Here is a 14,408-nt window from a genome sequence, read left to right on the forward strand (position 1 = left end):
AGGAGGAAGTCGCAGATGAGAGGAGGCGCATCGCGTCCGAAACGCCCCTGCGTCCGAGCGGGACACACCTCGGGGAGGGCTAGGGCGGCGCCGTCCCCGGACATGCGAAGGCGCGGGGGCCACCGGCTCCCCGCGCCTTCACGGAACGGCTCAGTCGTTGAGCCAGCTCATCATCGGGCGCAGCTCGGCGCCCGTCTTCTCGATCGGGTGCTGGGCCAGCTCCTCGCGGTACTGCGTGAACTGCTTCTGGCCGCCCTCGAACTCGTCCACCAGCTCCTTGGCGTACTCGCCGGACTGGATCTCGCCGAGGATCTTCTTCATCGCGGCCTTGGTCTCCGGCGTGATGACGCGCGGGCCGCGGCTGTAGCCGCCGTACTCGGCGTTGTCGGACACCGACCAGTACATCTTCGAGATGCCGCCCTCGTACATCAGGTCGACGATCAGCTTCATCTCGTGCAGGACCTCGAAGTAGGCGACCTCCGGCTGGTAGCCGGCCTCGGTCAGCACCTCGAACCCGGTCTTGATCAGCTCGGAGACGCCGCCGCACAGCACCGACTGCTCGCCGAACAGGTCGGTCTCGGTCTCCTCGGTGAAGGTCGTCTTGATGCCGCCCGCGCGCAGGCCGCCGATGGCCTTGGCGTAGGACAGCGCCAGCGGCCAGGCGTTGCCGGACGGGTCCTTCTCCACGGCGACGATCACCGGCACGCCGCGCCCGGCGACGAACTGGCGGCGCACGAGGTGCCCCGGGCCCTTCGGCGCGACCATGGCCACGTCCACGCCCTCCGGCGGCTGGACGAGGTCGTACCGGATGCTGAAGCCGTGGCCGAAGAACAGCGCGTCGCCCTCGACGAGGGCGGGCTTGATGTCCTTCTCGAAGATCTCCCGGTGGTGGTGGTCCGGGGCCAGCAGCATGATCAGGTCGGCCTCCTCGGCGGCCTCCGCCGGGGTGACCACGCGCAGGCCCTCGGCCTCCGCCTTCTCCCGGCTGGCCGACCCCTCGCGGAGCCCGACCCGCACGTCGACGCCGGAGTCGCGCAGCGAGAGCGCGTGCGCGTGCCCCTGGCTGCCGTAGCCGATGATCGCCACGTGCCGGCCCTGGATCACGCTCAGGTCGGCGGCGTCGTCGTAGAACATCTCAGCCACAGTGCTGTTGCCTTTCGTTGGTGTGGTTGTGCCGCCCGCGCGGACGGCCCGGGTCGCGGGTCAGGCGCTGCGCTCGATGGCGCGCAGCGAGCGGTCGGTGATGGACCGGGCGCCGCGGCCGACGGCCACCATGCCCGACTGCACCAGCTCCTTGATGCCGAACGGCTCCAGGATCCTGATGAACGCGTCCAGCTTGTCGCGGTTGCCGGTCGCCTCGATCGTGACGGCGTCGGGCGCGACGTCCACCACCTTGGCGCGGAACAGCGACACGGTCTCGAGGACCTGCGAGCGGGTCTCGGCGTCGGCGCGCACCTTGACCAGGATGAGCTCGCGCTGGACGGACGCCGAGGGGTCCAGCTCGACGATCTTCAGCACGTTGACCAGCTTGTTGAGCTGCTTGGTGACCTGCTCCAGCGGCAGGTCGGCGACGTTCACCACGATCGTCATCCGGGAGATCTCCGGATGCTCGGTGGTGCCCACCGCGAGGGACTCGATGTTGAAGCCGCGCCGGGAGAACAGCGCCGCGACCCGAGCCAGGATGCCGGGCTTGTTCTCCACCAGCACCGAGAGGGTGTGCAGGCTCATCGGGGTCAGTCTCCGTTCTCCCAGTCGGGCGCCATGTCCCGGGCGATCTTGATGTCGTCGTTGGCGGTGCCGGCCGCGACCATCGGCCAGACCATGGCGTCCTGGTGCACGACGAAGTCGATCACGACGGGGGCGTCGTTGATCTCCATGGCCTTGGCGATGACCTCGTCCACGTCCTCGGCCTTCTCGCAGCGCAGGCCGACGCAACCGTACGCCTCGGCGAGCTTCACGAAGTCGGGGATCCGCTTGGCCGAGTGGAGATTCGTGTTGGAGTAGCGCTCGTTGTAGAAGAGCGTCTGCCACTGCCGGACCATCCCGAGGTTGCCGTTGTTGATCACGGCGACCTTGACCGGGATGCCCTCGATCGCGCAGGTCGCGAGCTCCTGGTTGGTCATCTGGAAGCAGCCGTCGCCGTCGATCGCCCAGACCGTCGAGTCGGGCGCGCCGACCTTGGCGCCCATCGCGGCCGGGACGGAGTACCCCATCGTCCCGGCGCCCCCGGAGTTCAGGAACGCGCCGGGCCGCTCGTACTTGATGAACTGCGCGGCCCACATCTGGTGCTGGCCGACGCCGGCGACGTAGTACGCGTCCGGCCCGGCGATCCGCCCGATCCGCTCGATGACGTACTGCGGGGACAGCGAGCCGTCGGTGGGCGCGTCGTAGCCCAGCGGGTACGTCTCGCGCCAGGCGTCGAGCTGGCGCCACCAGTCGGTGTAGTCGCCCTTGCGGCCCGCCTCGTGCTCGTTCTGCACGGCGACGATCAGGTCGGCGATCACCTCGCGGGCGTCCCCGACGATCGGGACGTCGGCGTGCCGGTTCTTGGAGATCTCGGCCGGGTCGATGTCGGCGTGGACGACCTTGGCGTGCGGCGCGAACCCGTCCAGCTTCCCGGTGACGCGGTCGTCGAAGCGGGCGCCGAGCGCGACCATCAGGTCGGAGCGCTGCAGCGCGCCGACCGCGCCGACCGCGCCGTGCATGCCCGGCATGCCCATGTGCAGCGGGTGGCTGTCGGGCAGCGCGCCCTTGGCCATCAGCGTGGTGACGACCGGGGCGCCGGTCAGCTCGGCGAGCACCTTCAGCTCGGCGGACGCGCCCGCCTTCAGCACCCCGCCGCCGACGTACAGCACCGGGCGCTTCGCCTGGACGATCAGCCGTGCCGCCTCGCGGACCTGCTTGGAGTGCGGCCGGGTGACGGGCCGGTACCCGGGGAGCTGCAGCGGGACCGGCCACTCGAACCCGACCGTGGCCTGCAGGGCGTCCTTGGAGATGTCGACCAGGACGGGCCCGGGCCGCCCGGTGCCCGCGATGTGGAACGCCTCGGCGATGGTGCGGGCGATGTCCTCGGCCCTGGTCACCAGGAAGTTGTGCTTGGTGATCGGCATCGTGATGCCGACGATGTCGGCCTCCTGGAAGCCGTCCGTGCCGATGAGCGAGGAGGCGACCTGCCCGGTGATCGCCACCATCGGCACCGAGTCCATGTAGGCGTCGGAGATCGCCGTGACGAGGTTGGTCGCGCCCGGCCCGCTCGTGGCCATGCAGACGCCCACCTTGCCGGTAACCATCGCGTAGCCCTGGGCGGCGTGGCCTGCGCCCTGCTCGTGCCGGACGAGGATGTGGCGCAGCTTCCTGGAGTCGAACAGCGGGTCGTAGGCCGGGAGGATCGCGCCGCCCGGGATGCCGAACACGGTGTCGACGCCGACGTTCTCCAGGGCGCGGACCAGCGCCTGGGCTCCCGTCATCTGTTCGGTCGTCATGATTCTGCGGTTCCTTGGGGAGTGAGTGTTGGCTCGCCGGGCAACAAAAAACCCCCGCCGCCGTGAAGCGGTCGAGGGGAGGCGCGCAGGACGGAAAGCTTGGTCAGCCTGCGCGCCGACCAAGTACTACGAGGATGATGGAGGTGCTCTGCACGTGTTCACTTTCGCCGATGTCCGGCCAGCGGTCAAATCCTTGGACGCTTTGTCTCATATGTCGAGACGATCGGGCGTCCGGAGTGGTGCGCGTCACCGCCGCCGTCAGCCCGGAAGCGGGAGCGGGACGTCGCCGCCCGCACGGTTCTGGCCGGTGAGGTTCGTCCGCACCAGCGACTCCATCCGCCGCGCCGCCATCGGGCGCGCCACGAGGAAGCCCTGGCCGCGCGGGCACCCCATCTCCCGCAGCAGCTCCAGCTGCTCGGGCCGCTCGATGCCCTCCGCCACCACGGTCAGCCCGAGGTCGCTGCCGAGCCGCACGATCGTCCGGGTGAGCAGCGTCAGCGTCTCGTCCGAGCCGAGCCCCGCCACGAACGACGGGTCGATCTTGATGATGTCGACGGGGAGCTGCCCGAGGTAGGCCAGCGACGCGTACCCGGTGCCGAAGTCGTCGATCGCGAGCCGGACGCCGAGGTCGCGCAGCTGGGACAGGCGCTCGACGTTCTGGTCGGCGTCCTCGACGAGGACCTCCTCGCGCACCTCCAGCGTGAGGGCCTGCGGCGGCAGCCCCGTCTCCGCCAGCGCCGCCGCGACCGACTCCACGAACCGGGGCGCGGCGATCTGCCGTGCGGTGAAGTTCACCGACAGGCTCACGTCCCACGAGTCGCCGCGCCAGCGGGCGACCTCCCGGCACGCCTCCCGCAGCATCCAGTCGCCGAGCGGGATCATCAGGCCGGACTCCTCGGCCAGGCCGATGAACTCCTCCGGCGGCACCGCCTCGTTCCCCCTGCGCCAGCGCAGCAGCGCCTCCACGCCGGTCACCCGGGACGTGCTCAGGTCGACGACCGGCTGGAACTCGACCGAGAACTGCTCCTCGGCGAGCGCCGCCTGCAGGTCGCTGCCGAGCTCCAGCCGCCGGACGACATCGGCGTGCATGTGCGGCGCGTACACCTCGACGCGCCCGCCGCCGAGCTCCTTCGCGCGGGCCATCGCGAGGTCGCCGTTGCGGATCAGGTCGGCGGCGCTGCGGCGGAGCCGGCGTCCCGCGTCCGATCCGCCGCCGCTCGACTGCTCCTCGTCCCCGGCGAACGCGATGCCGACACTCGCCGTCAGCACGATGTGCTTGCTGCCGACCTTGTAAGGGTCGACCGAAAGCACGCGCAGGAGCCGACCGGCGAGCTCGACTGTGGCGTGCGTCTCACGGTCGTCGGGCGGGAGCTGGACCAGGACCGCGAACTCGTCGCCGCCCCACCGCGCCACCGTGTCGTCGGCCTGGACGTTCGCGCGCAGCCGCCGGGCCGCCTGCGCGAGGACCTGGTCGCCCGCCGCGTGCCCGTCGGAGTCGTTCACGGCGGTGAAGCCGTCGATGTCCACGAACACGACCGCCGCCTTGCCGCCGGACGTCTGCCGCGACAGGACCTCCCGCGTGCGCTCCTCGAAGTAGGACCGGTTCGGCAGGCCCGTCAGCCCGTCGTGGAACGTCAGGTGGGCGACCTGCCGCTGCAGGGCCGCCTGCTCGCTCAGGTCCCGGGTGGTGACCAGCAGCCGGGCCGGCGCCCCGTCCGAACCGCTGTACCGGGAGATCGTCGACTCGGTCGGCAGCCACGTCCCGTCCGCCGCGCGCAGCCGGCACGGCACCCGCAGGGCGTCCTGCGGCCCTACGTCGCCGGACGGCTCCTCCAGGAACTCGGTGAACACCTGCTGGACGCGCGGGAGGTCCTCCGGATGGATGATCTCGTTCAGCGGGCGGCCGAGCAGCTCGTCCGGCGTGTAGCGGTAGGTCCGCAGGGCGCCCGCGCTGGCGTACTGGACGGTGGCGTCCAGATCGCAGATGAGCACCGCGTCGTTGATGCTCTCCGACAGGGCCCGGAAGTGCTCCTCGCCGGTGTCCACGGCCCGGCGCAGCGCCTCGTTCTCCCGGATCAGCGCGGCCAGCCGCGCGAGCAGCACCAGCGCGGCCGAGCCCGCGGCGATCGAGATCGCCGGCTCCAGGCCGTCGTTGCCGGCGATCGAGTGGCCCGCGATGAACAGCGCGGCCGCGGCGGCGACCGCGGCGGGCGCGAGGCCCGGCCCGATCATGCGGCCGCACTCCTCGGCGGGGGCCGCGACGTCCTCGGGGATGTCGTCGACGGGCAGCGCCGGCTCGGCGGCCGGGCCCGTCCACGGCACCAGCAGCAGGAGCAGCAGCCCGGCGAGGCGCAGGATGTCGGAGGGGTCGTCGGCGGACCCGCCCCCGTCCAGCCGGACGAACGTGGTCACGATGTCGGCGACCGCGATGGCCGACAGCGCGCCGTACCCCATCCAGGCGAGGCGGCGGTGCCCGCGCGCCGCGCCGAGGACGAACGGCAGCGCGCCGCAGACGAACACGATGTCGATCAGCGGGTACAGCAGCTCCAGCAGGAACTCCGGCGGCGACTCCCCCGTCCGGTGGTACAGGCTCCCGAACAGCGCCACCCAGCCGAGCACGAACAGCGCGCAGGCGCAGACGTAGGTGTCGGCTGCGTAGCGCAGCCACGTCCCCGCGTCGCGCGGCAGCCTGATCGGCGCGACCAGGCCGGTGACGAGCGCGACCAGCGCGAACAGGTAGAACAGGTCGGGGACCGACAGCGACAGGGCGCTGCGGCCGGAGCCGTAGGACAGCGCGCCGCCGACCGCGCCGGCGAACCAGGAGGCGGCGGCGATGCCGTACCACCGCCAGGACGCGCGCCAGATGCCGCCGGGGGCGCCGGCGGGGTCGGCCGAAGGGCCGTCCGGGCGCCGGGACGACAGCAGCAGGGAGATCGCGGCGGCGCCCGCGGCGCCGGCCTCGGTCCACGCGATGAAGGCGCGGCCGCCCCAGCCGAGCAGCGAGCCGGTGGCGTACAGCACACCGACGATCGCCGCCAGGGCGACGGGCAGCGCACGCGGCGACACCCGCCTGGCGTAGTCGCCGCTCATCGCGCCGTGTCCCTTCCTGCCCCGATGGGCTGATCGGCCCCGGCGGAGACCGTCCGCGCCAGGGGAGATTCGGGTCCACGACCCCCACCGCCTGGATAACGGCCCGAAGGTCACGGATCGTGCCCCGCGCCGGATCGGCGCGGACCGGTCGCGAGCGCACCGGGGCCTCGCCCACCGGAGATCAGCGACGTTGCTGCACTACGGGATCACCGTGTCGCTCACTGTACGTTCGGTAGGTCACGGAGCGATTGAGGCTGGGCGACCTTCCCGCGACGAACGACCTCGTCGCGGATCCGTTTGGGACATCCGAAAGCCGATCGGCGCCGGATCGCCTCCTTGCCCGGGTGACGCTGCGTGACGAAGATCGGCATGACGGAACTCCGTGACGGGGAGACGTGTGACGGGGATCCGGGTGGCGGGGAACGGCGGGCACCCGGCATCCGTACCACCTACGGGAGGCGCTCATGCGACAGCACACGACCATCCTCGTCCCGGCCGTCCTGGTCCCGGCCGCCGCGCTCCTGGCGGCCTGCTCGTCCTCGCCGTCCGGTGGCGGGGAGGGCCGGACGCCGCCGCCGGCGTCCACCGCCCCGTCCGGGACGCGGAGCGGCGCACCGGGCCCGCCCCGGACCGTCGCCGACGGCCTGAAGGTGCCGTGGGCCGTGGCGTTCCTGCCCGGGGGCGACGCGCTGGTGACGGAACGGGACACCGGCCGGCTCCTGCGCGTCACGCCGTCCGGCCGCAGGACGACCGTCGGCACGGTGCCCGGCGTCGACGCGCAAGGTGAGGGCGGCCTCCTCGGCGTCGCGGTGTCCCCGTCTTTCGGCACCGACCGATTCGTCTACCTGTACTACACGGCGGCGTCCGACAACCGTGTCGTCCGCGCCACCTATGACGGCCGTCTCAGCGATCTGAAGCCGATCGTCACCGGCATCCCCAAGGGTTCCATCCACAACGGCGGGCGCCTGGCGTTCGGGCCCGACAAGATGCTCTACATCAGCACCGGTGAGACCGGCCAGGGCGGCAAGGCGCAGGACGAGAACTCCCTCGCCGGGAAGATCCTCCGCGTCACCCCCGAGGGCGCGCCCGCGTCCGGCAACCCCTTCGGCACCCGCGTCTGGACGTACGGGCACCGCAACGTCCAGGGCCTGGCCTGGGACGGCGCGGGCCGCATGTACGCCACCGAGTTCGGCCAGAACCGCTTCGACGAGATCAACCTGATCCAGAAGGGCCGCAACTACGGCTGGCCCGTGGTGGAGGGCGTCGGCCACCGCAAGGGCTTCACCGACCCGCTCCTGACCTGGACGACCGACGAGGCGTCGCCGTCCGGCCTCGCCTATGCCGGCGGTTCCCTGTGGGCCGCCGCGCTGCGCGGCGAGCGCCTGTGGCAGATCCCGCTCAGCGACGGCAAGGCGGAGCGGCCCATCGCCCGGTTCCAGGGCCGCTACGGACGGCTGCGCGCGGTCGTCAGGGCACCGGACGGCTCCCTGTGGGTGACGACAAGCAACACCGACGGCCGGGGCGACCCCAGACCGGGCGACGACCGCATCCTCGACGTCCCGCTCCGCTGAGCCGCCCCGGCCGCGCCGGACGGATCAGGCGGCGCCGAGCTTCTCCAGGATGAGCTCGCGGGCCCGGCCGGCGTCGGCCTGGCCGCGGGTGGCCTTCATCACGGCGCCGACGAGGGCGCCGGCGGCGGCGACCTTCCCGGCGCGGATCTTGTCGGCCACGTCCGCGTTGTCGGCGATCACCTGGTCGATGACCGAGGCCAGCTCGCCCTCGTCGCTGACGACCTTCAGGCCCCGCGCGGCGACGACCTCGTCCGGGCCGCCCTCGCCCGCGAGGACGCCCTCGAACACCTTGCGGGCCAGCTTGTCGTTCAGCTCCCCCGCGGTGATCATCGCCTGCACGCGGGCGACCTGCTCGGGCGTGATCGGCAGGTCGGCCAGCTCGACGCCCTGCTCGGTGGCGCGCCGCGACAGCTCGTTCATCCACCACTTGCGGGCCGCCGGGGCGTCGGCGCCCTGCGCGACCGTCGCCTCGATGAGGTCGACGGCGCCGGCGTTCACGACGTCCCGCAGCTCCAGGTCGGAGAGGTTCCACTCCCGCTGGATGCGGCGGCGGCGCGCGGCCGGAAGCTCCGGCAGCGAGGTCCGCAGCTCCTCCACCCACTCCCGGGACGGCGCCATGGGCACCAGGTCGGGCTCGGGGAAGTAGCGGTAGTCCTGCGCCTCCTCCTTGCTGCGCCCGCTCGTGGTGCGGCCGGTGTCCTCGTGGAAGTGCCGGGTCTCCTGGACGATCTTGCCGCCGGCGTCCAGCACGGCCGCCTGCCGCTCGATCTCCGACCGGACGGCCCGCTCCACCGAGCGCAGCGAGTTGACGTTCTTGGTCTCGGTCCGCGTGCCCCACTCCTGCGCGCCGCGCGGCATGAGCGAGACGTTCACGTCGCAGCGCATCGAGCCCTGCTCCATGCGCACGTCCGAGACGCCGAGCGACCGGACCAGCTCGCGCAGCTCCGTCGCGTAGGCCCGCGCCACCAGCGGCGCCCGGTCGCCGGTCGCGGGGATCGGCTTGGTGACGATCTCCACCAGCGGGATGCCGGCCCGGTTGTAGTCGACCAGGGAGTACTCGGCGCCGTGGATCCGCCCGGTCGAGCCGCCGACGTGCAGCGACTTGCCGGTGTCCTCCTCCATGTGGACGCGCTCGATCCCGATCCGGTAGGTCTCGCCCTCGACCTCGACGTCGAGGTGGCCCTCCACGCAGAGCGGCTCGTCGTACTGCGAGATCTGGAAGTTCTTCGGCATGTCCGGATAGAAGTAGTTCTTCCGGGCGAATCTGCACCACTCCACGATGTCGCAGTTCAGCGCGAGGCCGATCTTGATGATGCCCTCGATCGCGGCGTGGTTGGTGACGGGCAGCGATCCCGGCAGACCCAGGCACACCGGGCACACCTGCGTGTTCGGCTCCGCGCCGAACGCCGTCGGGCACCCGCAGAACATCTTGGACGCGGTGCCGAGCTCGATGTGCGTCTCGATGCCGAGCACCGGCTCGAACTTCGCCAGCGCCTCGTCGTAGTCCATCAGGGCCGGAGTGGTCACTTCGCCTCCACCAGTTCCGGGGCCTTGGCCAGCAGCGGGCCGCCCCAGCGGTCTTCGAGGGCCCGCTCGACGGCGGCGCCGACGCGGTAGACGCGGTCGTCGCCGAGCACGGGGGCCATGATCTGCAGGCCGACGGGCAGGCCGTCCGCGAGGCCGCACGGCACCGAGATCGCGGCGTTGCCGGTGAGGTTGGCCGGGATCGTGCACAGGTCGGCCAGGTACATGGCGATCGGGTCGTCGGCGCGCTCGCCGATCGGGAACGCGGTGGTCGGCGTGGTGGGCGAGACCAGCACGTCCACCTGCTCGAACGCGGCCTCGAAGTCGCGCTTGATCAGCGTGCGGACCTGCTGCGCCTTGCCGTAGTAGGCGTCGTAGTAGCCCGACGACAGCGCGTAGGTGCCGAGCATGATGCGCCGCTTGACCTCGGGCCCGAAGCCCTCGGCGCGGGTCAGCGCCATGACCTCCTCGGCGCTGCGGGTGCCGTCGTCGCCGACGCGCAGGCCGTACCGCATCGCGTCGAAGCGGGCCAGGTTGGACGAGCACTCCGACGGCGCGATCAGGTAGTAGGCGGGCAGCGCGTACGTGAAGTGCGGGCAGGAGACCTCGACGACCTTCGCGCCGAGGGACTCCAGCAGCTCGACCGCCTCGGCGAAGCGCGCGGAGACGCCCGGCTGGTAGCCGTCGCCCGCGAACTCCTTCACGACCCCGACGCGCAGCCCGTTGACGTCGCCGCGGCGCGCGGCCTCCACGACCGGCGGGACGGCCTCGTCCACGGAGGTGGAGTCCATCGGGTCGTGGCCGCTGAACGCCTCGTGCAGCAGGGCCGCGTCGAGGACGTTGCGGGCGAACGGCCCGGGCGTGTCGAGCGAGGACGCGAACGCGATGACGCCGTAGCGGGACGAGCCGCCGTAGGTCGGCTTCATGCCCACGATGCCGGTGACCGCGGCGGGCTGCCGGATGGAGCCGCCGGTGTCGGTGCCGGTGGACAGCGGCGCCTCGTACGCGGCGACCGCCGCGGACGACCCGCCGGACGACCCGCCGGGGATCCGCTCCAGGTCCCACGGGTTGCGGGACGTGAAGTAGGCGCTGTTCTCCGTGGACGAGCCCATCGCGAACTCGTCCATGTTCGTCTTGCCGAGGATCACCAGCCCGGCCTGCCGCAGGCGCGCCGTCACGGTCGCGTCGTACGGCGGCCGCCAGCCCTCAAGGATCTTGGACCCGGCGGTGGTGGGCATGTCCTGGGTGGTGAACACGTCCTTGTGCGCGATGGGGACGCCGGCCAGCGGGCCGAGCTCCTCCCCCGCGGCGCGCCGCTCGTCCACCCTGCGGGCCTGCGCCAGCGTCGTGTCGCGGTCGACGTGCAGGAACGCGTTGATCGCGCCGTCCACCGCCGCAATGCGGTCGAGGTGCGCCTCGGCCACCTCGACGGCCGACGTCTCCCCGGCGGCGATCAGCTCCCCGAGCTCCGCCGCCGTCTTCCTCACCAGCTCACTCACCGTTCAGGCCTCCTCGTCCAGGATCCGCGGGACGCGGAAGCGCTGCTCCTCGGCGGCCGGGGCGCCGGCGAGGGCCTGCTCGGGCCGGAGGCACGGCCGCACCTCGTCGGTCCGGTAGACGTTGGTCAGCGGGAGCGCGTGGGAGGTGGGCGGGATGTCCTCCGCGGCGACCTCCTGCACCCGCGCGACCGCGGAGATGATCTGGTCGAGCTGGGCGGCGAGATGGTCGAGCTCATCGTCGCCGAGCGCCAGCCGGGACAGCCGGGCGAGATGCGACACCTCGTCACGGGTGATGGCGGACATTCGAGAAACCGTTCGTGCGATGAAGTGGGTTCACCGCCATCCTATGGGGCCGCGCCCCGCGGCCCGACTTGTTTATGGGGGCGCGCCCGCGAGAGGCCGGCGCGGGCCGGGGCGGGGCCGAGCAGGTCGCCCGTTTCATTCCCGCAGGGAGGGAACGCTACTTCCGTCCACCCCCGGGACGAGGAGAGGAGACCGCCGTGACCATCGGCGGCAGCATCGCCCTGATCATCATCGGCGCGATCCTGGCATACGCAGTCAACTACGACATCAGCGGCATCGACATCCGGCTGGTCGGCGTGATCCTGATGATCGGCGGCCTGATCGGCCTGGTCATCGGCATCGTGCGGATCATGTCCGCCAGGCGCGCGGTCACCCGCCGTCCCCCGCCGGCCGCCGTGCGCGAGGAGTACTACGAGGACGACTACGAGGCCCGCCGCCGCTACTGACCGCGGGCGGCACTGAACGCGGGCACCGCCGCGAGACCCCGCGACCGGCAGCGGAGGAAGCGCCGTCTTCCAGCAGGACGACGCCCTGACCCAGGGCGCCTGCGCGAAGGCGGCGCTCCGCCGCGCGGAGACACCTCCGCAGCATGCCGGGTCAGGCGCCTCCGGGGGCCTTCACCGACGGGACCGCGACCGAGTACAGCCAGTCGGTCGCGGCGGCGGCGTCCATGGGGCGGCAGAAGTGCCAGCCCTGCGCGGCGTCGCAGCCCATCTCGCGGAGCCGCTCGGCGATCGCGGGGTCCTCGACGCCCTCGGCCACCGAGCGCAGGCCGAGGGTGCGGACGAGGTCGACGATCGAGCGGACGATGACGGCGTCGTCGGGCGAGTCGGCCAACCGCCGCACGAACGAGGAGTCGATCTTGATCTCCTCGACCGGCAGCCGCTTGAGCCGGACGAGCGAGGAGTAGCCGGTGCCGAAGTCGTCCAGGCTGAGCGGGATGCCGAGCTCGGCGAGGGCGCCCACGGTGTCGGAGGCGTAGGCGGGCTCGTTCATCAGGATGCGCTCGGTGATCTCCAGCTGGAGCGCGGCCGCGGGCAGGCCGCGGGCGAGCAGGCCCTCCTCGATGACCTCGGTGAGGCCGGTGTCGAGCAGGTCGCGCCCCGAGGCGTTCACCGCGACCTGGACGGGCATGTCGGCCCGCCACCACGCGGCCGCCTGGGCGAGCGCGGCCTCCACCACGTAGTGGGTGATCGAGCGCATCAGGTAGGTCTGCTCGGCGACCGACAGGAACGCCTCCGGCTCCAGGAGGCCCTTGTCGGGGTGGCGCCAGCGCAGCAGCGCCTCCATGCCGACGAGGTGGCCGTCCCGCAGCGAGATCTTCGGCTGGTAGAACAGCTCCAGTTCGGAGCGGTCGAGGGCGCGGCGCAGGTCGCCGAGCATGCTGAGCCGAGCCGGGGAGTTGCGGTCCTTGCCGGGCGAGTAGGTCTCGACGCCGGTCCGGGCCTCCTTGGCGTTGTACATGGCCACGTCGGCGCGTTGCAGCAGCAGCTCGAAGTCGGGCGCGTGGTCGGGGAACAGCGCGATGCCGACGCTGGCCTCCAGGTCGAACGACATGCCGTCCAGCCGGACGGGTTCGGAGAGCGCGGCGCGCAGCCGGGCGGCGACCTCGCGGGCGGCGGCCTCGTCCCGCACGGTGGGCAGCAGCACCGCGAACTCGTCGCCGCCGAGCCGCGCGACGAGGTCGCCGGGGCGGACGCTGTGGGTGAGCCGGTGCGCGACGATCTGCAGCAGCCGGTCGCCGGTGGGGTGCCCGAGGGTGTCGTTGACCTCCTTGAACCGGTCGAGGTCGAGGAGGAACAGCCCGGCGCGCTGGTCGGGCGGCTCGGCCGCCTTGCGCCGCCGGGACCCGAGGCCCGCCGCGCGCGGCCGCCGCCGTTCCGCGCCGCGCGCCTCGGCGAGCGCCTCCTCGGTGCGGACGATCAGCAGCTTGCGGTTGGGCAGTCCGGTCAGCCCGTCGTGCAGCGCCTGGTGCTCGCGCCGGACCGAGACGGAGGCGTTCAGGTAGACGGCGATGAACGGCAGGACGATGAGCGGCACGAAGACGGCGGACCGGTCCATCGCGATGACCATCAGCGGGGCGAGGCCGAGCAGCGCCAGGTGGACGAGCACCTGGTAGGCGAGGTCCCAGCGGAGCGCCTTGAGGAGCGACACGCGGGAGTGCAGCGCGACGGCGGCGCCGACGAGGGTGTCGTTGCAGGCGAAGTAGACGGCGCCGGCGAGCGCGATGGCCGGCAGGTCGGAGCCGTGCGGAACCCACAGCTGAGACGGGGTGGCGACGTCGCCGGACAGCGCGAGGACGAACTGGGCGGCGGCGAGGCTGAGGGTGTACTGGGCGACGTTGAAGGCGATGCGGTGCGGGGAGCGGGCGCGGAAGATCCCGCAGGTGACCACGGCGACGGCCTGGAGGGCGGCGGCGATGGGCAGCCCCGCGTACAGCAGCGCGGCGAACGAGAACGTGGTCGAGGTGGTGGCGCCGTTGTTCTCGGTGGAGCCGGGCGTGATGATCGGGCGCAGCTCGCCGAAGATGATGAAGCAGCCGAGGATCCAGAAGACCGGGTTGCCGGCGAGCGCGTCCAGGTCGGCGCGGCTCAGCCCGGAGAACGCGGTGACGCCGGCGGCGAGGCCGAGCAGGATGACGACGACGAAGTAGATCCACAACGGGGAGCCACGGCGTGGCGCCGTGTTCCGCGTGTTGTTCGGGTCCTTCATCACATCCTCGGGGGGCTTCGGGGGGCCGTCCCCCGGCACCGGGCGTCCCCGACCTCGGGGGACGCCCCCCGGGTGTTACGTCCGGAGATTTCAGGTGTGGGTCGTGATGTGAGGGAGGGTACGGCCTTTGCTCAACTTCGCGAAACCGGTTGGGTACGTTCCGTTATTTCCTTTCCGCACCCGTCCCTCGTCGCTGGGTAGTGGAAGTGTACCCCTGAGTAACGCAA

At 72.1% G+C, this 14,408-nt stretch carries 10 protein-coding genes; 2 read left to right on the forward strand and 8 right to left on the reverse strand.

Annotated elements, in window-relative coordinates:
• Window positions 1-150: 150 nt before the first annotated feature.
• The 4 genes from ilvC to K4S16_RS07035 form a co-directional block, all read right to left on the reverse strand.
• Window positions 151-1,134 carry a ketol-acid reductoisomerase gene (gene ilvC / locus K4S16_RS07020; RefSeq protein ID WP_149257893.1) on the reverse strand — a complete coding sequence of 328 codons (984 nt, stop codon included), beginning with the start codon at window positions 1,132-1,134 and terminating at the stop codon, window positions 151-153.
• Between the two features lie 69 nt (window positions 1,135-1,203).
• Window positions 1,204-1,728, reverse strand: a complete 525-nt coding sequence (gene ilvN, locus K4S16_RS07025) for an acetolactate synthase small subunit (RefSeq protein WP_141577682.1) — start codon at window positions 1,726-1,728, stop codon at window positions 1,204-1,206.
• 5 nt (window positions 1,729-1,733) lie between these two features.
• Window positions 1,734-3,605 carry an acetolactate synthase large subunit gene (locus tag K4S16_RS07030; RefSeq protein ID WP_268843212.1) on the reverse strand — a complete coding sequence of 624 codons (1,872 nt, stop codon included), beginning with the start codon at window positions 3,603-3,605 and terminating at the stop codon, window positions 1,734-1,736.
• Between the two features lie 135 nt (window positions 3,606-3,740).
• Window positions 3,741-6,572: a bifunctional diguanylate cyclase/phosphodiesterase gene (locus K4S16_RS07035; RefSeq protein WP_149257895.1), complete on the reverse strand. Its 2,832-nt coding sequence runs from the start codon at window positions 6,570-6,572 to the stop codon at window positions 3,741-3,743.
• Between the two features lie 464 nt (window positions 6,573-7,036).
• Between K4S16_RS07035 and K4S16_RS07040 the strand changes: the two genes are divergently transcribed.
• Window positions 7,037-8,143: a sorbosone dehydrogenase family protein gene (locus tag K4S16_RS07040; protein WP_149257896.1), complete on the forward strand. Its 1,107-nt coding sequence runs from the start codon at window positions 7,037-7,039 to the stop codon at window positions 8,141-8,143.
• A gap of 24 nt (window positions 8,144-8,167) precedes the next feature.
• Here the strand turns inward: K4S16_RS07040 and gatB are convergent, their stop codons facing one another.
• From gatB to gatC, 3 genes are read right to left on the reverse strand one after another with little or no spacing between them, the layout of a single operon-like run.
• On the reverse strand, window positions 8,168-9,652 hold the full coding sequence (gene gatB, locus K4S16_RS07045) for an Asp-tRNA(Asn)/Glu-tRNA(Gln) amidotransferase subunit GatB (RefSeq protein ID WP_149258088.1): 1,485 nt from the start codon (window positions 9,650-9,652) through the stop codon (window positions 8,168-8,170).
• Between the two features lie 14 nt (window positions 9,653-9,666).
• Complete coding sequence (gene gatA / locus K4S16_RS07050) at window positions 9,667-11,166, reverse strand: Asp-tRNA(Asn)/Glu-tRNA(Gln) amidotransferase subunit GatA (RefSeq protein ID WP_149257897.1); 1,500 nt, start codon at window positions 11,164-11,166, stop codon at window positions 9,667-9,669.
• Window positions 11,167-11,169: 3 nt separating this feature from the next.
• The gene (gatC, locus tag K4S16_RS07055) at window positions 11,170-11,469 is read right to left on the reverse strand and encodes an Asp-tRNA(Asn)/Glu-tRNA(Gln) amidotransferase subunit GatC (protein WP_149257898.1); all 300 of its coding nucleotides are present in this window, start codon (window positions 11,467-11,469) and stop codon (window positions 11,170-11,172) included.
• Window positions 11,470-11,666: 197 nt separating this feature from the next.
• On the opposite strand from gatC, the gene K4S16_RS07060 reads away from it, so the two are divergent.
• Window positions 11,667-11,915, forward strand: a complete 249-nt coding sequence (locus tag K4S16_RS07060; RefSeq protein ID WP_149257899.1) for a DUF6458 family protein — start codon at window positions 11,667-11,669, stop codon at window positions 11,913-11,915.
• A 151-nt stretch (window positions 11,916-12,066) separates the two neighbouring features.
• Here K4S16_RS07060 and K4S16_RS07065 read toward each other — a convergent pair whose 3' ends face one another.
• Window positions 12,067-14,181: a bifunctional diguanylate cyclase/phosphodiesterase gene (locus tag K4S16_RS07065; protein ID WP_149257900.1), complete on the reverse strand. Its 2,115-nt coding sequence runs from the start codon at window positions 14,179-14,181 to the stop codon at window positions 12,067-12,069.
• Window positions 14,182-14,408 lie beyond the last annotated feature (227 nt).

Source organism: Actinomadura sp. K4S16 (assembly GCF_008327685.1).
Taxonomy (GTDB): domain Bacteria; phylum Actinomycetota; class Actinomycetes; order Streptosporangiales; family Streptosporangiaceae; genus Spirillospora.

Excerpts from the sequence above, each read along its gene's own strand:
- gatC (WP_149257898.1), bottom strand. The coding sequence starts at position 11,469 with ATGTCCGCCATCACCCGTGACGAGGTGTCGCATCTCGCCCGGCTGTCC.
- gatB (WP_149258088.1), bottom strand. The coding sequence starts at position 9,652 with ATGGACTACGACGAGGCGCTGGCGAAGTTCGAGCCGGTGCTCGGCATC.
- K4S16_RS07065 (WP_149257900.1), bottom strand. The coding sequence starts at position 14,181 with ATGAAGGACCCGAACAACACGCGGAACACGGCGCCACGCCGTGGCTCC.
- ilvN (WP_141577682.1), bottom strand. The coding sequence starts at position 1,728 with ATGAGCCTGCACACCCTCTCGGTGCTGGTGGAGAACAAGCCCGGCATC.
- K4S16_RS07040 (WP_149257896.1), top strand. The coding sequence starts at position 7,037 with ATGCGACAGCACACGACCATCCTCGTCCCGGCCGTCCTGGTCCCGGCC.
- K4S16_RS07035 (WP_149257895.1), bottom strand. The coding sequence starts at position 6,572 with ATGAGCGGCGACTACGCCAGGCGGGTGTCGCCGCGTGCGCTGCCCGTC.
- ilvC (WP_149257893.1), bottom strand. The coding sequence starts at position 1,134 with ATGTTCTACGACGACGCCGCCGACCTGAGCGTGATCCAGGGCCGGCAC.